General features: G+C 72.2%; 14 protein-coding genes. 9 read left to right on the top strand and 5 right to left on the bottom strand.

The genetic code is table 11. From position 1 onward, the window contains the following. Positions 1–35 precede the first annotated feature (35 nt). Both ABT160_RS40500 and ABT160_RS40495 read right to left on the bottom strand, forming a co-directional pair. A complete protein-coding gene (locus ABT160_RS40500) occupies positions 36–1214 on the bottom strand; it encodes a trypsin-like serine peptidase (protein WP_351653771.1) in 1179 nt (392 codons plus the stop codon). Positions 1215–1532: 318 nt separating this feature from the next. Continuing rightward, positions 1533–2702 (bottom strand): trypsin-like serine peptidase, encoded by a 1170-nt coding sequence (locus ABT160_RS40495; RefSeq protein ID WP_351653769.1) that lies wholly within the window; start codon positions 2700–2702, stop codon positions 1533–1535. A 328-nt stretch (positions 2703–3030) separates the two neighbouring features. Between ABT160_RS40495 and ABT160_RS40490 the strand changes: the two genes are divergently transcribed. The 5 genes from ABT160_RS40490 to ABT160_RS40470 all read left to right on the top strand — a co-directional run bounded on the left by ABT160_RS40490 (position 3031) and on the right by ABT160_RS40470 (position 11438). Next, the gene (locus ABT160_RS40490; RefSeq protein ID WP_351653767.1) at positions 3031–4422 is read left to right on the top strand and encodes a diaminobutyrate--2-oxoglutarate transaminase family protein; all 1392 of its coding nucleotides are present in this window, start codon (positions 3031–3033) and stop codon (positions 4420–4422) included. Between the two features lie 29 nt (positions 4423–4451). After that, positions 4452–6329 carry an IucA/IucC family protein gene (locus ABT160_RS40485; RefSeq protein ID WP_351653765.1) on the top strand — a complete coding sequence of 626 codons (1878 nt, stop codon included), beginning with the start codon at positions 4452–4454 and terminating at the stop codon, positions 6327–6329. 215 nt (positions 6330–6544) lie between these two features. Next, positions 6545–7366, top strand: coding sequence for a GNAT family N-acetyltransferase (locus tag ABT160_RS40480; protein ID WP_351653763.1), 822 nt, complete (start codon positions 6545–6547; stop codon positions 7364–7366). Positions 7367–7426: 60 nt separating this feature from the next. Next, entirely contained in the window at positions 7427–9430 is a 2004-nt protein-coding gene (locus ABT160_RS40475) for an IucA/IucC family protein (RefSeq protein ID WP_351653761.1), read from the top strand. Between the two features lie 37 nt (positions 9431–9467). After that, a complete protein-coding gene (locus ABT160_RS40470; protein ID WP_351653759.1) occupies positions 9468–11438 on the top strand; it encodes an ATP-dependent DNA helicase in 1971 nt (656 codons plus the stop codon). 176 nt (positions 11439–11614) lie between these two features. On the opposite strand, the gene lexA is transcribed toward ABT160_RS40470, so the two are convergent. Then, positions 11615–12397: a transcriptional repressor LexA gene (gene lexA / locus ABT160_RS40465; protein ID WP_351653757.1), complete on the bottom strand. Its 783-nt coding sequence runs from the start codon at positions 12395–12397 to the stop codon at positions 11615–11617. A gap of 478 nt (positions 12398–12875) precedes the next feature. Here lexA and nrdR point away from each other — a divergent pair, with 478 nt between their 5' ends. Together nrdR and ABT160_RS40455 are read left to right on the top strand one after the other, a co-directional pair. After that, a complete protein-coding gene (gene nrdR / locus ABT160_RS40460; RefSeq protein ID WP_351653755.1) occupies positions 12876–13388 on the top strand; it encodes a transcriptional regulator NrdR in 513 nt (170 codons plus the stop codon). A 160-nt stretch (positions 13389–13548) separates the two neighbouring features. Beyond that, positions 13549–16443 carry a vitamin B12-dependent ribonucleotide reductase gene (locus ABT160_RS40455; protein WP_351653753.1) on the top strand — a complete coding sequence of 965 codons (2895 nt, stop codon included), beginning with the start codon at positions 13549–13551 and terminating at the stop codon, positions 16441–16443. A 99-nt stretch (positions 16444–16542) separates the two neighbouring features. On the opposite strand, the gene ABT160_RS40450 is transcribed toward ABT160_RS40455, so the two are convergent. Both ABT160_RS40450 and ABT160_RS40445 read right to left on the bottom strand, forming a co-directional pair. Continuing rightward, positions 16543–17070: a TerD family protein gene (locus tag ABT160_RS40450; RefSeq protein ID WP_351653752.1), complete on the bottom strand. Its 528-nt coding sequence runs from the start codon at positions 17068–17070 to the stop codon at positions 16543–16545. 52 nt (positions 17071–17122) lie between these two features. Further along, positions 17123–18082, bottom strand: coding sequence for a DUF1152 domain-containing protein (locus ABT160_RS40445; protein ID WP_351653750.1), 960 nt, complete (start codon positions 18080–18082; stop codon positions 17123–17125). A 10-nt stretch (positions 18083–18092) separates the two neighbouring features. Between ABT160_RS40445 and ABT160_RS40440 the strand changes: the two genes are divergently transcribed. Together ABT160_RS40440 and ABT160_RS40435 are read left to right on the top strand one after the other, a co-directional pair. Then, positions 18093–18959, top strand: coding sequence for an arylamine N-acetyltransferase family protein (locus tag ABT160_RS40440; protein WP_351653748.1), 867 nt, complete (start codon positions 18093–18095; stop codon positions 18957–18959). 108 nt (positions 18960–19067) lie between these two features. Beyond that, on the top strand, positions 19068–19673 hold the full coding sequence (locus tag ABT160_RS40435; RefSeq protein ID WP_351653746.1) for a YdbC family protein: 606 nt from the start codon (positions 19068–19070) through the stop codon (positions 19671–19673). The last annotated feature ends 188 nt before the right edge of the window (positions 19674–19861 follow it).

The following is a 19861-nucleotide window of genomic DNA, read 5'->3' as shown; positions in this document are numbered from 1 at the left end:
GGGGCGGGCCTTCGCCGTACCTGTGTGACGCGTGCCTACCGGCCCGCGAACTTCTCGCTCATCATCGTGTAGATCTGCTCCGCGCCCCGGCCCAGCCGCGGACCCGCCAGCCAGCCCGAAGTCACCGGGCCGATCGAGGTGTTGGAGATCAGCACGGTCTTGCCGCCCGGATCGCGCACGAACCAGCCGCCGCCGGAGGAGCCACCGGTCATGGAGCAGCCGATGCGCCACATGGTGGGCGTGCCGGGGGCGATGGAGAGGCGGCCCGGACGGTCGACGCACTTGTACATCAGGGCGCCGTCGTAGGGCGGCGCCGCCGGGTAGCCCCAGGCGCCCATCCCGCTGACCTGGCTGGTCTGCGGCTCGCTGAAGTCGACGTCGAGGGCCACGCCCACCGTCTCCTCCAGGGACTTGCCGCCGCGCTCGGGCTTCACGTGCAGCACCGCGTAGTCGTACGGGGCGCCGGTCCCGCCGGTCGGGCCGCCGTCCTTGAGCCACTCGCCGGAGGTGGAGGCCCAGTCCGCCCAGTACACGCCGTACGGGGCGATCTCCTGAGGCTGCGCGCCGTCCAGCGCCCGCGGGGACTTGCCCAGGTCGTTGTAGGCGGGCACGAAGGCGATGTTGCGGTACCAGCCGCCCTTCTGGCCGGCGTGCACGCAGTGGCCGGCGGTCCACACCAGGTTGGACTTGCCGGGGTTCTTCGGGTCCTTCACCACGGTGCCGGAGCAGACCATGGAGCCCTCGGGGGAGTCGAAGAAGACCTTGCCGACCGGCGCCGCGTTCTTGTGGTACGGCTTCGCCTCGGCCTGCGCCCGCACGGGGGCCGGCTCGGGGTCGGTGACGTCCTGGTCGCCGTTGATGTCACCGGCGGCCATCGTCTTCTGCGGGGACTTGGCGGACTGCATCCGGTCCGGCTTCCACAGCCCCTCGATCACCGGGTTGACGAAGTCCTTGGCCTCACGCAGCCACTTGTCCTTGTCCCAGTTCTTCCACTCGCCGTCGCGCCACTTGTCGACGTCGACGCCGTGCTCCTTGAGCTTGTCGGCGATGTCCTTGGGCAGACCCGAGCCGTCGGTGGCCCCGGCGTCCGCGGCCGGAGTGGAGGCGGCGGGCTTGTCGGCCCCCTGGTCCTCGGTCGGGCCGCAGGCCGTGACCGTCAGCGCGAGCGCGGTGGCCAGGCCGGCCGCGGCCAGCAGTGGGCGTATGGAACTCATGAAGCGTTTCCCCCTGAAGCGGCGCTCTGTGCGGAGCGCCGTGCTGTGTGCTGTCTGGGCTGTGTGCTGTCTGAAACGAGGTGCCGCGGTCGGGTGGCAGGGCGCGCGAGGGCGCACTCATTGCCATGACCTTGTCAGGCGTGGGGTCGGTATTCCGGTACCGGCCCCGGCGCGGCCTCACCCTATCGGCCGCCCGGCGCGCGGCCGTTGGCTCCCCGGGCGACCTGCGCCGACCCTCACAGACTCTTTACGAGTCCGTGTCCGAACGGTAGTCGGCCCCGCCGCGCGGACGGAGCCGTACCGCCGTCCCCCGGGCGCCTACGGGAACTTCTTGCTCACCGCGTCGTACACGCCCTTGGCCTCCTTGCCCAGACGCGGACCGGCCAGCCAGCCCGCCGTCACCGGGCCGATGGAGGTGTTCGAGACCAGCGCGGGCTTGCCGTCGGACCCCTTGGCCACCCAGCCGCCGCCGGACGAACCGCCGGTCATCGAGCAGCCGATGCGGTACATCGTGGGCTGCTCGGCCTTCACCGACAGACGGCCCGGCTTGTCCTCGCACTGGAACATCTTCTGGCCGTCGTACGGCGGCGCCGCCGGGTACCCCGTCGCCGTCATGTCCGCGATCTTCGGCACGGCCGGGGCGTTGAACTCCACCGGGAGCGCCGAACCGACCGTCTCCTCCAGCGACTTGCCCGTGCCGCCCTTCTCCGGGGTCACGTGGATGACCGCGAAGTCGTACGGCGCGCCCTGGCCGCCCGTCGAGGCGCCCTGGTCGATCCACTGCTCGGACGTCTGCGCCCAGTCGCCCCACCACACGCCGTACGGCGCCACCCGGTCGCGCTTGGCACCGGCCAGCTCGGAGGAGGGCAGGGCGCTGTCGTTGTACGAGGGCACGAAGGCGATGTTGCGGTACCAGCCGCCCTTCTTGCCCGCGTGCACGCAGTGGCCGGCCGTCCACACCAGGTTGGACTTGCCCGGGTGCGCCGGGTCCTTGACCACCGTGGCCGAGCACACCATGGAGCCCTCGGGCCCGTCGAAGAAGACCTTGCCCGCCTCCGCCGCGCTGGCGTGGTACTTCGCCTGGACCGCACGCGCCCGCACGGGGACCGGTGTCGGGTCGGTGACGCCCGCGTCCCCGGAGATGTCCTGCTCCTTGACCGGCTTGTCGGGCTGCTCGGCGTCCCTCATCCGCTCCGGGTCCCACAGGCCCTCGATGATCGGGTTGACGAAGTCCTTCGCCTCACGCAGCCACTTGTCGCGGTCCCAGTTCTTCCACTCGCCGCCGCGCCACTTGTCCAGGTCGATCCCGTGCTCCTTGAGCCGGTTCTTCAGGTCGTCCGGAATCGTGATCTTGCCGTGCGGTGTCGGCGTCGCGGTGGCGCTCGCCTGCCCGCCCGCGGCGTCCTCGCTCGGGCCGCAGGCGGTGGCCGTCAGGGCCAGTGCCGCGGCCATGGACGCTGCGGCGAGCAGCGGACGGATCGGTCGCATGTCGTGATTCCCCCTGGGACTTCGTGTCAACTGCCGTGCATCTCGTATGTCTTTTCGCGGCCCCACTATGCCGGTGCCGTGGGGGACGGCGCCCGGCAGGGCCGCGGTTCCCCACGGAACCGCACCCGGCGGGGCCGTCGTTCCCGACCGGAAGGATCTTCGGATCGGCCGTGATCCCCGGCCGCCCCCGTCGTTGGTACGTACGGGGGACAGCGCGGGCGGTACGAGGGCGGTGGCCTGCCCTGCCGCGCGGCTGTGCTCCGGTCCCACGGCGGTCACGCACCCGTGCCCGCCGCCCACCCCTGCCCGTACGGGAGGTACCGAAGCCGTGGCCGTGACCGAACCAGTGCCGGTGGAGACACCCGCCGTCCCCGAACCGCGCGGCGGGTACGAGGGGATCCTGCGGCGGCAGTCGCTGCGCGAGTCGGCGGCGCGCACCTACGCGCGCTCGCTGCCGATCGTGCCGGTACGGGCGCGGGGGCTCACCATCGAGGGCGCCGACGGGCGCCGCTACCTCGACTGCCTCTCCGGCGCGGGCACCCTGGCCCTCGGCCACAACCACCCGGTCGTCCTGGAGGCGATCAAGGGCGTCCTCGACTCCGGCGCCCCGCTGCACGTCCTGGACCTGGCGACCCCCGTCAAGGACGCCTTCACCACCGAGCTGTTCGCCACCCTGCCCCGCGAACTGGCCGACGACGCCCGCATCCAGTTCTGCGGCCCGGCCGGCACCGACGCCGTGGAGGCCGCCCTCAAACTGGTGCGCACCGCGACCGGCCGCCGCGGGATGCTCGCCTTCACCGGCGCGTACCACGGCATGACCAGCGGGGCCCTGGAGGCCTCCGGCGGCGCCCACGACGTCCGGGTCACCCGGCTGCCCTTCCCCCAGGACTACCGCTGCCCCTTCGGCGTCGGCGGCGAGCGGGGCGCCGAACTGGCCGCCCGCTGGACCGAGAACCTGCTCGACGACCCCAAGAGCGGCACCCCCGCCCCGGCCGGCATGATCGTCGAACCCGTCCAGGGCGAGGGAGGCGTCATCCCCGCCCCCGACGCCTGGATGCGCCGGATGCGCACGATCACCCGCGACCGCGACATCCCGCTGATCGCCGACGAGGTGCAGACCGGCGTCGGCCGCACCGGCACCTTCTGGGCCGTCGAGCACAGCGGCGTCGTCCCCGACGTGATGGTCCTGTCCAAGGCCATCGGCGGCTCCCTCCCGCTCGCCGTCGTCGTCTACCGCTCCGCCCTCGACGCCTGGCAGCCCGGCGCCCACGCGGGCACCTTCCGCGGCAACCAGCTCGCCATGGCCGCGGGCGCCGCCACCCTCGCGTTCGTACGCGAGAACCGGCTGGCCGAGCGCGCCGCCACGCTCGGCGCGCGGATGCTCGGCCGGCTCCAGGGCCTCGCCGCCAACCACCCCTGCATCGGGGACGTCCGCGGCCGGGGCCTGATGATCGGCGTCGAACTCGTCGACCCCGACGCCGACACCGACGCCCTGGTGCCCCCGCCCGCCCCGCGCCTTGCCGAAACCGTTCGCCGCTACTGCCTCGACCGCGGCCTGATCGTCGAACTCGGCGGCCGCCACGGCGCCGTGGTGCGCCTGCTCCCCCCACTCACGCTCACCGACGAACAGGCCATGGCCGTCCTCGACCGCTTCGCCGACGCCCTGGCCGCCGCCGAGCGCGCCCCGCACCCCCGCACCGACGCCGGACCGTCCCACTGACCCGGCCCCCTCACAAGGAACGAACCCCCGTGAATCCCACCCCCTCACCCGAAGCGCCCGACGCGGACGGCCGCTCCGGCACCCCCCACCGCACCGACGCCCCGACGGGCGGCTCCCTCGCGGTCGAGACGGCCACGGTCCCGCGCCAGCACCCCGGCCCCCACCGCGACCAGCTGCCCGCCACGGTCCTCGACCCGCTCGACGACCCCGACCCCCGGCGCGCCGCCGACGCCGCCGCGCTGGAGCACCTGCTGCGCTGCTGGGTACGGGAGAGCGACCTGGCCCGCCCCGACGGCCCCACCCTGCGCATCCCGCTCCCCGCCAGCGGCACCGCCCTGCTCGTTCCGGTCCGCTACTGGTCCGCCACCGGCTGGCACCGCTTCGCGCCCCCCGCCCTCGAAGGCGCCCCGCACGGCGCGCCCACCGCCGACGCCGTGACCGTCGCCGCCCTCCTCGGCCGCGAGTCGGGCCGCCCCGAAGGCACCGAACTCGTCGCCCGGGTCGCCGACTCGGCCCGCCGCACCGCCGAGTTCCTCACCGCCCGCCGCGAGCACCCCGGCCCCGACCCCGAAGCTGACCCCTTCCTCACCGGCGAGCAGTCCCTGGTCCTCGGCCACCCGCTGCACCCCACGCCCAAGAGCCGGGAGGGCCTCTCCGACGCCGAGGCCCGGCTGTACTCGCCCGAGCTGTACGGCTCCTTCCCGCTGCACTGGATGGCCGTCGACCGCGCCCTGCTCGCCACCGACTCGGCCTGGACCGAACAGGGCCGCGTCGTCCCCGCCGAGCAGCTCGCCGCCCGGCTCGCCCCCGGGCTCGACGTCCCCGACGGCACCGCGGCGCTGCCCGTGCACCCCTGGCAGGCCCGCGACCTGCTCCAACGCCCGGCCGTCGCCGCCCTCGTGGACTCCGGCCTGCTGCGCGACCTGGGACCGCACGGCGCCCCCTGGCACCCCACCTCCTCCGTCCGCACCGTGCACCGCCCGGGCGAGATCGCCATGCTGAAGCTCTCGCTCGGCGTGCGCATCACCAACTCCCGCCGGGAGAACCTGCGCAAGGAACTCCACCGCGGCGTCGAGGTCCACCGCCTGCTGCGCACCGGCCTCGCCGAGCAGTGGCAGGCCGCCCACCCCGGGTTCGACATCATCCGCGACCCGGCCTGGCTCGCGGTCGACGGCCCCGACGGCGCGCCCGTCACCGGCCTCGACGTGGTCGTGCGGCACAACCCCTTCGGCCCGGGCGACGACGCGCTCTGCATCGCCGGACTGACCGCGTCCCGCCCCTGGCCCGGCCGGCCCCGCGCCCAGTCCCGCCTCGCGGACATCGTGACCCGCCTGGCCGCCTGTACCGGCAGGCCCGTCGGCGCCGTGGCCGCCGAGTGGTTCCTGCGCTACCTCGACCACGTGGTCCGCCCGATCCTCTGGCTGGACGCCACCGCGGGCGTCGCCCTGGAGGCCCACCAGCAGAACACGCTGGTGATCGTCGACCCCGAGGGCTGGCCGGTGGGCGGCCGCTACCGCGACAACCAGGGCTACTACTTCCGCGAGTCCCACCGCGAAGCCCTGGACCGGCGCCTGCCCGGCATCGGCAGCACCAGCGACACCTTCGTCTCCGACGCCGTCACCGACGAGCGGTTCGCCTACTACCTCGGCATCAACAACGTCCTCGGCCTGATCGGTGCCTTCGGCGCCCAGCGCCTGGCCGACGAGCGGGTCCTGCTGGCCGCCTTCCGGCAGTTCCTCACCGCGACCAGCGCACTCGGCTCGCCCCTGCCCGGCCAGCTCCTGTCCGCCCCGACCCTTCGCTGCAAGGCCAACCTCCTCACCCGGCTGCACGGCCTCGACGAGCTCGTCGGCCCGGTCGACACCCAGTCCGTCTACGTCACCATCGCCAACCCCCTCCGCCCGTGATCCCCGGGCGCTCCACGCGCCGCACGTCCCGCCGCCCCACCGGCAGCACCCCGAGCGCCGCGAGCGCCCCCGATCCCGACCTCGGCCCCGCCCGCGATTCCGATCTCGACCTCGATCCCGACAACACCCCCACCTCCCCGGCCTCCCGAACCCCCTGGAACCCCCGAACCGAACGAACCCGCCACCTCCCGAACTGCTGAGAGGAGAGCGCCCCCGTGCCTCCCGCCGACGCGAGCGCCCCCACCGGACCCAGCTCCCGCCCCCCGGCGCCCGGGGGCAGCGAGGACACCCTGGACCTGCGGCTCACCGACGAACTCCTCGCACTGTTCGGCGAGGACGGCCCCGCGCCCGCCCCGGCGACACCGCCCGCGCCGGCACCACCGCGCGGGTCGGCACCACCGCGCGGGTCGGCCGAGCGACCGGGGCCGTCCGGGCAGCCTGAGCGACCGGCCGGCCACCCCGACGGGGACCTCCTCGACTCCCTCGCCGACTGGGGTCCGGCCACGACCCCGATCGGCGTCCTCCAACTCGTTCCCGTACGTGTCGAGCGCGACCTGGCGATGATCACCCGGTGGATGAACGACCCCGCCGTGGCCGCCTTCTGGGAGCTGGCGGGCCCCGAGGACGTCACCTCCGCCCACCTCCGCCCCCAACTGGGCGGCGACGGACGCAGCGTGCCCTGCCTCGGAGTGCTCGAAGGCGTCCCCATGAGCTACTTCGAGATCTACCGGGCCGACCTCGACCCACTGGCCCGGCACTACCCCGCCCGTCCGCACGACACCGGCATCCACGTCCTGATCGGCGGCGTCGGCGACCGGGGCCGTGGCGTGGGCACGGCCCTGCTGCGCGCCGTCGCCGACCACGTCCTCGACCACCGGCCCCGCTGCACCCGGGTCGTCGCCGAACCGGACCTGCGCAACACCCCCTCCGTATCCGCGTTCCTGACGGCCGGATTCCGCTATTCCGCGGAAGTCGACCTCCCCGGCAAACAAGCCGCTCTGATGGTCAGGGACCGGACTCTCCGACACCTGTTGTGATCGACCTGTCACCCTGGATACACCGCTCGACCCGCATCGGTTCCACCCCGAGGAGTCCCCGTGCCGAAGTCCCCTGCCAGCCACGACTCCAAGGCCCCGCTCGCCGGGGCCTTTGCCCTTCCCGCCCCCCGCTCCGAAGAGCCCGGCACCCCCCACGAGCACGGCCTCGACCGGGCCGCCTGGGCCCGCTCGTCCCGACGGCTCCTGGCCAAGATGATCGCCGAGTTCGCCTACGAGGAGATCATCGAGCCCGAGCACGAACCCGATCAGCCGCGCATCCCGGCCCCGCGCACCGACTTCGCGCCCACCGGCCTGCCCCGCGCCACCGAAGCCCCCGACACCACCGGCGGGTCCCGCGCACGCCCCCCGCACGCCCCGCACGCCTCCGCCGATCCCGGCCTCGACCCCGGCCTCCCGCCCGGCGCCGCCGCCCCCGCCACGTACTCCCTGGCCCTCGACGACGGCTCACGGCTCGCCTTCACCGCCCGCCGCACCGCGTACGGCAGCTGGCGCGTCGACCCCGCCTCGCTCACCCGCGACGGCGCCCCCTGCGGCGACCCGCTCGACTTCCTGCTGCGCGCCCGCGGGCTCCTCGGCGTCGACGGCGCCACCCTCGGCCACCTGCTGCGCGAACTCACCGCGACGCTCGCCGCCGACGCCCGGACCGAGGCGACCGCCCTGAGCGCCGCCGAGCTCGCCGGCCTCGACTACGCGGCGCTGGAGGGCCACCAGACCGGCCACCCCTGGATCGTCCCCAACAAGGGCCGCATCGGCTTCTCCGCCGCCGACACCGCCGCCTGGGCCCCCGAGTCCCGCCGCCCGGCGCGGCTGCCGTGGATGGCCGTCCACACCGACCTCGCCCGCTACCGCGGCACCGAGGCGCTCGCCACTCCCGCCCGGCTGTACGAGCAGGAGCTCGACCCCGACGTGCGCGAGGCGTTCGCGGCCCGGCTCGCCGAGCGCGGCCTGGACCCGGACGCGTACCTCCTCCTGCCCGTCCACCCCTGGCAGTGGGACGAGATCGTGCTGCCGCTGTTCGCCCAGGCCGTCGCCGAGGACGCCCTCGTGCTCCTCCCGGCCGACCGCGACCTGCGGCTGCCCCAGCAGTCCATCCGGACCTTCCTCAACACCAGCCGCCCCGACCGGCACACCGTGAAGCTGCCCCTGTCGGTCCTCAACACCCTGGTCTGGCGCGGACTGCCCACCGAGCGCACCCTCGCCGCCCCCGCGGTCACCGCCTGGGTGCACTCCCTGCGGGACGCCGACCCCTTCCTGCGCGACGAGTGCGGAGTGGTGCTGCTCGGCGAGGTCGCCTCGGTCACCGTCGAGCACCCGCTGTACGACCGGCTGCCCGAGGTCCCCTACCAGTACCGCGAGCTGCTCGGGGCCATCTGGCGCGAGCCGCTGCGACTGCCCCCGCGCGAGCGCGCGCGCACGCTGGCGGCCCTCCTGCACACCGACCCGCAGGGCCGTGCCTTCGCCGCCGAACTGGTCCACCGCTCCGGGCTCGACCCCGCCGACTGGCTCCAGCGCCTGTTCGGTGCGCTGCTGCCGCCCCTGCTGCACTTCCTCTACCGGTACGGCACGGTCTTCTCCCCGCACGGCGAGAACGCCATCGTCGTGTACGACGACCACGACGTCCCCGTACGCCTGGCGATCAAGGACTTCGTGGACGACGTCAACGTCAGCGCCCGCGCGGTCCCCGAGCACGCCTCCATGCCCGACGACGTGCGCGCGATCCTGCTGACCGAGGAGCCGTCCTTCCTGACCCAGTTCATCCACTCGGGGCTCTTCGTCGGGGTCTTCCGCTACCTCGCACCCCTGTGCGAGGAGCAACTGGGTGTCCCGGAGGGCGACTTCTGGTCCCTCGTACGGGCGGAGATCCTGCGCCACCAGGCGCGCTTCCCCGAGCTGAAGGACCGCTACGAGACGTTCGACCTGCTCACACCCCACATCGACCGACTCTGTCTGAACCGCAACCGGCTCCACCTCGACGGCTACCGCGACCGCCCCGAGCGGCCCCACGCGGCGGTCCACGGGACCGTCCCGAACCCGCTCGCATGATCCCGCTGTCAGTGGGGCCCCGTAGGCTGGTCGGGCTATGACGAAGCCACCCCTCACCGACCTCCTCCACGCCGCCGTCTCCGCCGTCGGCGGTGTGGAGCGCCCCGGCCAGGTCGCGATGGCCGAGGCCGTCGCCGCCGCCGTCGACGACAACTCCCACCTGCTGGTCCAGGCCGGCACGGGCACCGGAAAGTCCATGGGCTACCTGGTGCCCGCGCTGGCGCACGGGGAGCGCGTCGTCATCGCCACGGCCACCCTGGCGCTCCAGCGCCAGCTGGTCGAGCGCGACCTGCCCCGGACCGTCGAGGCGCTGCACCCGCTGCTGCGCCGGCGCCCCGAGTTCGCGATGCTCAAGGGCCGGTCGAACTACCTCTGCCTGCACCGCCTGCACGAGGGCATGCCGCAGGACGAGGAGGACGGGCTCTTCGACCAGTTCGAGGCCGCCGCCCCGACCAGCAAGCTGGGCCAGGACCTGCTGCGCATGCGGGACTGGGCCGACGAGACCGAGACCGGGGACCGGGACGACCTCACGCCCGGCGTCTCCGACCGGGCCTGGGGGCAGGTCTCGGTGTCCTCGCGCGAGTGCGTGGGCGCCAGCAAGTGCGCGTACGGAGCGGAGTGCTTCGCCGAGATGGCCCGGGAGCGGGCCAAGCTCTCCGACGTCGTCGTCACCAACCACGCGCTGCTGGCCATCGACGCCATCGAAGGCGCCCCGGTGCTCCCGCAGCACGAGGTCCTGATCGTCGACGAGGCCCACGAGCTGGTCTCCCGGGTCACCGGGGTCGCCACCGGCGAGCTCACCCCCGGCCAGGTCAACCGGGCCGTGCGCCGGGCCGCCAAGCTGGTCAACGAGAAGGTCGCCGACCAGCTCCAGACGGCCGCCGAGGGATTCGAGCGGCTGATGGAGCTGGCCCTGCCGGGCCGCCTGGAGGAGGTCCCGGAGGACCTGGGGTACGCGCTGCTCGCCCTGCGCGACGCCGCGCGCAACGTGATCTCGGCGCTGGGCTCCACCCGTGACAAGTCCGTCCAGGACGAGGACGCGGTCCGCAAGCAGGCCCTGGCGGCCGTGGAGAGCGTCCACGGCGTCGCCGAGCGCATCACCCAGGGCTCGGAGTACGACGTCGTCTGGTACGAGCGCCACGACCGCTTCGGGGCCTCGCTGCGGGTCGCCCCGCTGTCCGTGTCCGGGCTGCTGCGCGAGAAGCTGTTCGCCGACCGCTCCGTGGTCCTGACCTCCGCCACGCTCAAGCTCGGCGGCGACTTCAACGGGGTGGGGGCGTCCCTGGGCCTCGCGCCCGAGGGCACCCAGGGCGAGGACGTGCCGCAGTGGAAGGGCATCGACGTCGGCTCGCCGTTCGACTACCCCAAGCAGGGGATCCTGTACGTCGCCAAGCACCTGGCCACGCCCGGGCGCGAGGGCAGCCGCGGCGACATGATGGACGAGCTGGCGGAGCTGGTGGAGGCCGCGGGCGGGCGGACCCTGGGGCTGTTCTCCTCGATGCGGGCCGCCCAGGCCGCGGCGGAGGAGCTGCGCGGGCGGCTGGACAAGCCGATCCTGCTGCAGGGCGAGGACACCCTCGGAGAGCTGATCAAGACCTTCGCGGCGGACGCCGAGACCTGTCTGTTCGGCACGCTCTCGCTCTGGCAGGGAGTGGACGTGCCGGGGACGAACTGCCAGCTGGTCGTCATGGACCGCATCCCGTTCCCGCGCCCGGACGACCCGCTGATGAGCGCCCGGCAGAAGGCCGTGGAGGAGGCGGGGGGCAACGGCTTCATGGCCGTCGCCGCGACGCACGCGGCGCTGCTGATGGCGCAGGGCGCCGGACGGCTGGTGCGGTCGACCGGGGACCGGGGCGTGGTGGCCTGCCTCGACCCGCGCCTGGCGAACGCGCGCTACGGCAGCTACCTCCGGGCCTCGCTGCCGAACTTCTGGTACACGACCGACCGCAATCAGGTGCGCAGGTCCCTCGCGGCCATCGACGCGGTGGCGAAGGCGGAGGAGAAGTAACCGGGCGTCCGCTGCCGCCTTCCCCGGTCACGAGGCCCGGCAGCGGAGGCGGGCCCCGTCCGCGCACACGCGGCACGGGCCCGCTGTTCGGATATGACGCGAACAACCCGGGACACAGCAGGACCCCGGGACCGGCGCAGTGGGTCCCGGGGTCCGGTCTGGACCGGCGAGTGGTCTCACACTCGCCGCAGCACCGCCACCACCTTGCCGAGGATCGTGGCCTCGTCGCCGGGGATCGGCTGGTACGCCGCGTTGTGCGGGAGCAGCCAGACGTGGCCGTCCTCGCGCTTGAACCGCTTCACCGTGGCCTCGCCGTCGAGCATCGCGGCCACGATGTCGCCGTTCTCCGCGACGGGCTGGCGGCGCACCGTGACCCAGTCGCCGTCGCAGATCGCGGCCTCGATCATGGAGTCGCCGACGACCTTGAGGACGAAGAGCTCACCGTCGCCGACGAGCTGGCGGGGGAGCGGGAAGACGTCCTCGACCGACTCCTCAGCCAGGATCGGGCCACCGGCGGCGATCCGGCCGACCAGCGGCACGTACGACGCGGCGGGCTTGCCCGTGGTGTCCGTGGGCTGGTTGGACGGCTGGTCCGAGCCGCGTACCTCGTACGCACGGGGCCGGTGCGGGTCACGGCGCAGGAAGCCCTTGCGCTCCAGGGCCATCAGCTGGTGGGCGACGGACGACGTGCTGGACAGTCCCACCGCCTGACCGATCTCGCGCATCGACGGCGGGTAGCCGCGGCGCTGGACCGAGTCCCGGATGACCTCGATCACCCGGCGCTGGCGGTCCGTGAGTCCCGAGCTGTCCGCCCGGATGCCTGGAGGTCGGCCGGGCAGCGAGCGCGTGGGCTTGGGACCCTCCGGGTTCGTGGCGTCGTTCATGGCATGCACCGGCTCAAGTCGGTTCTGGGAGCGGTCCTGGGCAGTGATGGTGGCACTGTCTGCGGTGGTGGTCACGTCGGCCCCTCTCGAAATGTTCTCCCTAGCTGGACAACGGTAGTAGCTTTCGAAAGGTTGCGCCAAACACACGTTCGAGTGAAAAAACGCAGTTTGCCTTACGAGTAAGTGTGACCGGGTGTATGGGTCTCACAGCCGCTGGGTGACCGTCCTGGCAATTCGGGTGATTACGGTAACCTTCACCGCCGGGGAAACCGCGGGGCGGAAGAGCCTTCGACAGTGTGACATCCGGCCACCCGGAAACAGTGGATCCACGCCCTTTCCCGTACTCTCGTGCGCGTTGCCCGGCGACACGCGCGAAGTGGTGAATGAGTCGCCGGACCCCAGATCTAGTGGTTGGATCTGCTCAGCGGCCCAGAAGTTGTGGTCCCCGGGTCTCTCGGGGCTCCTGGGATCGCCTATGCTTGTGGCTGCCCCGAGGGATCCGTTCCGGCCCGCCGAGGCTATTCAGTCGTGCTGTGAAGGAGGGTTGGGAGCCATGCACTGCCCCTTCTGCAGGCACCCCGACAGCCGCGTCGTCGACAGTCGCACCACTGACGACGGGACGTCGATCCGCCGCCGCCGACAGTGCCCCGACTGCTCCCGCCGTTTCACCACGGTGGAGACCGCGTCGTTGATGGTGATCAAGCGGTCCGGCGTGACGGAACCCTTCAGCCGTACCAAGGTCATCTCCGGCGTGCGCAAGGCGTGCCAGGGGCGGCCGGTCACCGAGGACGCCCTCGCCAAGCTCGGCCAGCGGGTCGAGGAGGCGGTGCGCGCCACCGGGAGCGCCGAGCTGACCACCCACGACGTGGGCCTGGCCATACTCGGCCCCCTGCAGGAGCTCGACGTCGTCGCGTACCTGCGTTTCGCATCCGTCTACAAGGCGTTCGACAGCCTTGAGGACTTCGAGGCCGCCATCGCGGAGCTCCGCGTGCAACGGCCTCCCACTGACGAGTGCGGGCACTGTGCGACCCCCGAGGTCCCCGTGCCCGCCACCGCCGCCGACTGACCGGCGGGCCGGGCCCCGCGGGCCCGGCGACCGGCCGCGGAGCGGCTGCAAGGACCTGCCATGCGCGTTGTGCGTGACGCGTGTGGTTTTTCAGACAGAATCCGTGCCTTGGGAAGATCTGGGCACTTGAGGGTGTTTTTGCCCGTATATGGGAGGCGGCATGACAGAGACGGCGAGCGGCCCGGCACGAGGCTCCCGCGCCAAGGGAGCCAAGGCCAGCAAGGGTCTGCGCATCGAGCGCATCCACACCACGCCGGGCGTGCACCCGTACGACGAGGTGACGTGGGAGCGCCGTGACGTCGTCATGACCAACTGGCGCGACGGCTCGGTCAACTTCGAGCAGCGTGGCGTCGAGTTCCCCGACTTCTGGTCGGTGAACGCGGTCAACATCGTCACCAGCAAGTACTTCCGCGGTGCCGTCGGCACCCCGCAGCGCGAGACCGGTCTGAAGCAGCTGATCGACCGGATCGTGAAGACCTACCGCAAGGCCGGCGAGGACTACTCGTACTTCTCCTCGCCCGCCGACGCGGAGATCTTCGAGCACGAGCTGGCGTACGCCCTCCTGCACCAGGTCTTCAGCTTCAACAGCCCCGTGTGGTTCAACGTGGGCACCCCGCAGCCCCAGCAGGTCTCCGCCTGCTTCATCCTGTCCGTCGACGACTCCATGGAGTCGATCCTCGACTGGTACAAGGAAGAGGGCATGATCTTCAAGGGCGGTTCGGGCGCCGGCCTGAACCTGTCCCGCATCCGCTCCTCCAAGGAGCTCCTCTCCTCCGGCGGCAACGCCTCCGGCCCGGTCTCCTTCATGCGCGGTGCCGACGCCTCCGCCGGAACCATCAAGTCGGGCGGCGCCACCCGCCGCGCGGCCAAGATGGTCATCCTGGACGTCGACCACCCCGACATCGAGGACTTCATCGAGACCAAGGTGAAGGAGGAGGAGAAGATCCGCGCCCTGCGCGACGCGGGCTTCGACATGGACCTGGGCGGCGACGACATCACGTCCGTCCAGTACCAGAACGCCAACAACTCGGTCCGCGTGAACGACGAGTTCATGAAGGCCGTGGAGAGCGGCAGCACCTTCGGCCTGCGCGCCCGCATGACCGGTGACGTCATCGAGCAGGTCGACGCCAAGTCGCTCTTCCGCAAGATGGCGGAGGCCGCCTGGGCGTGCGCCGACCCGGGCATCCAGTACGACGACACGATCAACCACTGGCACACCTGCCCCGAGTCCGGCCGCATCAACGGCTCGAACCCGTGCAGCGAGTACATGCACCTGGACAACACGTCCTGCAACCTCGCCTCGCTGAACCTGATGAAGTTCCTCAAGGACGACGGCAAGGGAAACCAGTCGTTCGAGTCCGAGCGCTTCGCCAAGGTCGTCGAGCTGGTCATCACCGCGATGGACATCTCGATCTGCTTCGCGGACTTCCCGACGCAGAAGATCGGCGAGAACACCCGCGCCTTCCGCCAGCTGGGCATCGGCTACGCCAACCTCGGCGCCCTGCTGATGGCCACCGGCCACGCCTACGACTCCGACGGCGGCCGCGCCCTGGCCGGCGCCATCACGTCGCTGATGACCGGCACGTCGTACAAGCGCTCCGCCGAGCTCGCCGCGGTCGTCGGTGCGTACGACGGCTACGCCCGCAACGCCGAGCCGCACAAGCGCGTCATGAAGCAGCACGCCGACGCCAACACCACGGCCCCGCGCAGGGACGACCTGGACACCCCGATCTGGGCCGCCGCGACCGAGGCCTGGCAAGACGTGATCCGGCTGGGCGAGAAGAACGGCTTCCGCAACGCGCAGGCGTCCGTCATCGCCCCGACCGGCACCATCGGTCTCGCGATGTCCTGCGACACCACCGGCCTCGAGCCCGACCTCGCCCTGGTCAAGTTCAAGAAGCTGGTCGGCGGCGGCTCGATGCAGATCGTCAACGGCACCGTCCCGCAGGCCCTGCGCCGCCTGGGTTACCAGGAGGAGCAGATCGAGGCGATCGTCGCCCACATCTCCGAGAACGGGAACGTGGTGGACGCCCCGGGCCTCAAGCTCGAGCACTACGAGGTCTTCGACTGCGCCATGGGCGAGCGCTCCATCTCCGCGATGGGCCACGTCCGCATGATGGCCGCGATCCAGCCCTGGATCTCCGGCGCGCTGTCCAAGACGGTCAACATGCCGGAGACGGCGACCGTCGAGGAGGTCGAGGAGATCTACTTCGAGGCCTGGAAGCTCGGCGTCAAGGCGCTCGCGATCTACCGCGACAACTGCAAGGTCGGCCAGCCGCTCTCCGCCAAGAAGAAGGAGGACGAGAAGGCCGAGGTGACCGCGAAGACCGAGGCGACGATCCGCGAGACCGTCGAGAAGGTCGTCGAGTACCGTCCGGTCCGCAAGCGCCTGCCCAAGGGCCGTCCCGGCATCACCACGTCCTTCACGGTCGGCGGCGCCGAGGGCTACATGACCGCCAACTCCTACCCGGACGACGGTCTGGGCGAGGTCTTCCTGAAGATGTCCAAGCAGGGCTCGACCCTCGCGGGCATGATGGACGCCTTCTCCATCGCCGTCTCGGTCGGCCTGCAGTACGGCGTCCCGCTGGAGACGTACGTCTCGAAGTTCACCAACATGCGCTTCGAGCCGGCCGGCATGACGGACGACCCGGACGTGCGGATGGCGCAGTCGATCGTCGACTACATCTTCCGCCGCCTGGCGCTGGACTTCCTGCCCTTCGAGACCCGCTCCGCGCTCGGCATCCACTCCGCCGAGGAGCGCCAGCGCCACCTGGAGACCGGTTCCTACGAGCCGGTCCTGGACGAGGACGAGATGGACGTGGAGGGCCTGGCCCAGTCCGCGCCCCTCGCCCAGGAGCTGAAGGCCGTCGCCGCCCCCAAGGCGGAGGAGGTCCCGGTCGTGAAGCAGGCCCCGCACACCTCGGCCGAGCTGGTCGAGATGCAGCTGGGCATCAGCGCCGACGCCCCGCTCTGCTTCTCCTGCGGTACGAAGATGCAGCGGGCCGGCTCCTGCTACATCTGCGAGGGCTGCGGCTCCACCAGCGGCTGCAGCTGACGCCATGCGCGCGTGAACGCCCCGAGGGGCGGTGAGGCCCAGTGCCTCACCGCCCCTCGGGCGCTTTTGCGTGGTTTTGCGGGGCTTTTCGAGGGGGAATCAGTCCGACGCGCCCATGACCGCCGCGAAGTCGCCCGGGTCCGTGTCGTAGCCGCGCAGCGGGAAGCGCACCGACCACGCGCTCTCCTCGTCCCGTACGAACTCGGCGACCGTCGCCGCCGTACTGTCCGCCACCTCCGCGAAGCCGTGCTCGGACAGGGTGCTGACGCCCTCGCGGATGCGCAGGCCCGCGCCGCCGATCCGGCCGAACGTCAGGTGTCCCGAGCGCTGCTGTATGGCGATCCCGACGACCACGCGCGCGTAGCGGTCGGCCAGCCGGGTCAGCTCCAGGGTCATCACCTCGTCGTACCCGAAGCCCTGGCCCGTACGGCTGTCACGGTTCAGCGTGATCGTGCCGTCGGGGGAGCGGCTGTCGAAGTGCACCAGGTACGCGGGTGCGCCGTGCGGGTCGTCCGCCGTGTACGTCGCCGCGATGATGTCCAGGTCGTGATCGGGCTCGCCCACCGGGCTCGGATCCCACTTCAGGGCCACCTCGACCTTGCCCACACCCTTGTTGAGACCACTCACCGGATTCCCCTCTCCGTGTCCCTCTGCCCGGGTCGCTCATCGTGCCATGCCCTCAGTGCGGGATGCGGCGGGGCGGACGCTGGGTGACCTCGTCGCGGAACTCCGCGACGGCACTGCTGACTTGGCGCAGCAGGTGGGTACCCTCGATCCGGTCCAGGTACCGGCAGCGACGGGCGATCCCGGCCAGTTCGAAGACGAAGTACAGGGACATCAGCGGGTTCACGAAGAGTTCGCCGCCGCTGGTGCGCGAAGTGAACCGGACGTCCCCGAAGTCGCCGCGGACGGCCGCCGCTATGGAGCCGTTGACGATGCTCGGGTGGTCCGGGGTGTGCTCCTGGGCGTGCGCCACCGCGTCCAGGTACAGGACGCCCTCACGGGTCGTACGGGGCACCGAGAAGGCGCCCAGGTAGGCCCCGTCGCGCTCCAGGGCCGCGATGTTCTCCAGGACCAGCCCGTGGCTGACGCCGTGGTAGGCGTCGACGCCGAAGCCGATGGACGCGACCAGGCGCTCGGCGGGGCCGTCCAGGCCCGCCACCGCCGCCACGCTCGTCAGATCCTCCTCCGGCGTGCCGAGGCCCGACTCGTCGCCCGTCATCAGGATGTCCGTACCGCCGTCCACGAGCACGACCGCGTCGATCCCGTGGTGCTCGATCAGCGCGCGGTAGGCGGCGCGCAGCGGCTGCACGCCCACGCGCGCGAAGGCGTACACCGTGCTCGGCAGGGAGTGCAGTGCGAGCCACTGGGACAGCGTGCGCTCCGGGAAGTACGCGTGGTGGGGCGCCGTCCCGGGGGTGACGGCGGCGACGTCAGGAGCCGGCCAGGAGTCCGGAGGGAGGCCGTCGAGCGACGCGAACGACAGGTTCGCCAGGTGGACGCGCTTGCCCTGCGCGTGCAGGGCGAGCGCGAGCGGCAGCCCGGCGTAGACGTCGAAGCCGCCGCCCGCCCCCGCCACCAGCACGCTTTCGGCCGAATCCAGCCGGGAGAACAGGGGGTTGGTCCGCAACGTTGTCATGGTGATCATTGTGAGGCAGACACTGTTCGACCGAGGGGGCCACATGTGGAGCGGTGACGAGCTGGATCTCGGCGCGTACCTGAAGCGGATCCGGTACGAGGGAGAGCTCACCGCGACCCTGGGGACGCTGCGCGCGCTGCACCGTGCGCACGTCGCCGCCATCCCCTTCGAGAACCTCGACGTGGCGCTCGGCAGACCCGTGCCCCTGGACCTGCCGAGCCTGCAGGACAAGCTCCTGGCGCGCCGGCGCGGCGGTTACTGCTACGAACAGAACTCCCTGTTCGCCGCGGTCCTGGAGCACCTGGGATTCACCGTCACCGCGCGCGGTGCCCGCAACCGCACCCGCGGGACCGCCCTGCCGCCCGTCACGCACGCCGTCCTCGTGGTCGATCTGGACGGCGCGCAGTGGATCACCGACACCGGGTTCGGCTGGCAGGGCCCCCTGGAGCCGGTCAGGCTGTCCGACGGGGTGTGCGTGGAGCAGGGCGGCTGGACGTTCGGCGTCTCGGTGGACGACACCGGGCTCGCCGTACTGCGCTCACGCCGTCGCGAGGGCTGGGTGGACCTGTACGCCTTCGCCCCGCACCCGGTCCTCCCCGCCGACTTCACCGTGATGAATCACTACAGCTCCACCCACCCGCACTCGAAGTTCGTCGGACAGGTGGTCGCCCAGCGCCCCGGCCCCGGGGTGCGTGTCGCGCTGGTCCGCGACGAGCTGACCATGGCCCGCACCGACGGCAGCAGCAAGCGCCGCACGGTCGCCGCTGCGGAGCTGGGCACGGTGCTGGCGGACCTCTTCGGCATCGAGGCGACGGACGCCGAACTGTCCGGGCTGGCCCGGACGTTCGGCACGGACGGGCCCGGCGCGGGGGCGTGAACGGCGCGGGGGCGTGAACGGCGCGGGCCCGGCGGACGGTCCGCGACTGTCCCGGGGAGTGCTCCGGAGAGTGACGCGGGCCACGTTCCGGCACCGTACGATGGCGCGGTGCTGGTCAAGTGGATTCGCTGCACGGTCGTGGACCGCCGAGGGTTCGTGCAGGGGCAGCGGAAGTGGGCGGGGCAGCTGGGCGAGCCGGGGTTCCGGGGGCAGAGCGGCGGGTGGAGCCGGTTGCGCCCGGACGTCGCGCACGTCTTCGCGTTCTGGGAGAGCCGGGCCTTCTACGACTCGTTCATGGCGCGCTCCCACGACCGGCTCGCGGCCGCGCAACTGGGCACGTACAAGAACACCCAGGTCAAGCTCTTCGACTACCGCTTCGACGTCAAGACGGGCTTCGAGCCGCGCTTCACGGACGCGGACGTGGTCCGGGTGGCGCACTGCAAGGTCCGCGAGGACCGGGTGGAGCACTTCGCGCTGATGCAGGAGAAGGTGTGGAACCCCGCGATGGCCGGCTCCCCGGGGATGGTGCGCGGGCTGTTCGGCGAGGCGGCGGGGAACGAGTTCCTGATCCTGTCCATGTGGCGGTCGGCGGCCGAGCACGGCAAGTACCGCGTGGAGCGGGTCGAGCGCCTGGCCCTGCGGGCCCAGACCGACGCCGACGTCCAGGCGCTCACCGGGGACGTCGTCGAGCTGGAGCCGGGCTGGACGGTCTGAAGGCCGCCGACGCTCGTACGGAGACCTTCCGCGCGCACGCACGCGTGCCGGTGCTGAGGGGTCTCGGCGATCGAGTGGGCCGGGGACCTTCCGCGCGCACGCACGCGTGCCCGTACGGGACCCCAGCACACGGCCGCCGGGGGGGGCGGGGGGGCCCCCCCCCCCGCCCCCCCCCGCGCGCCGGGCGA

It is taken from the genome of Streptomyces sp. NPDC001941, assembly GCF_040296945.1.
Taxonomy (GTDB): domain Bacteria; phylum Actinomycetota; class Actinomycetes; order Streptomycetales; family Streptomycetaceae; genus Streptomyces.
Note: the sequence above shows the minus strand (reverse complement) of the source record. Positions and strands in the feature narration are given on the sequence as shown.

What these genes read in the sequence shown, in the direction of transcription:
- ABT160_RS40500 (WP_351653771.1), bottom strand. Translation starts at nt 1,214, where the DNA reads ATGAGTTCCATACGCCCACTGCTGGCCGCGGCCGGCCTGGCCACCGCG.
- ABT160_RS40495 (WP_351653769.1), bottom strand. Translation starts at nt 2,702, where the DNA reads ATGCGACCGATCCGTCCGCTGCTCGCCGCAGCGTCCATGGCCGCGGCA.
- ABT160_RS40470 (WP_351653759.1), top strand. Translation starts at nt 9,468, where the DNA reads ATGACGAAGCCACCCCTCACCGACCTCCTCCACGCCGCCGTCTCCGCC.
- nrdR (WP_351653755.1), top strand. Translation starts at nt 12,876, where the DNA reads ATGCACTGCCCCTTCTGCAGGCACCCCGACAGCCGCGTCGTCGACAGT.
- ABT160_RS40455 (WP_351653753.1), top strand. Translation starts at nt 13,549, where the DNA reads ATGACAGAGACGGCGAGCGGCCCGGCACGAGGCTCCCGCGCCAAGGGA.
- ABT160_RS40445 (WP_351653750.1), bottom strand. Translation starts at nt 18,082, where the DNA reads ATGACAACGTTGCGGACCAACCCCCTGTTCTCCCGGCTGGATTCGGCC.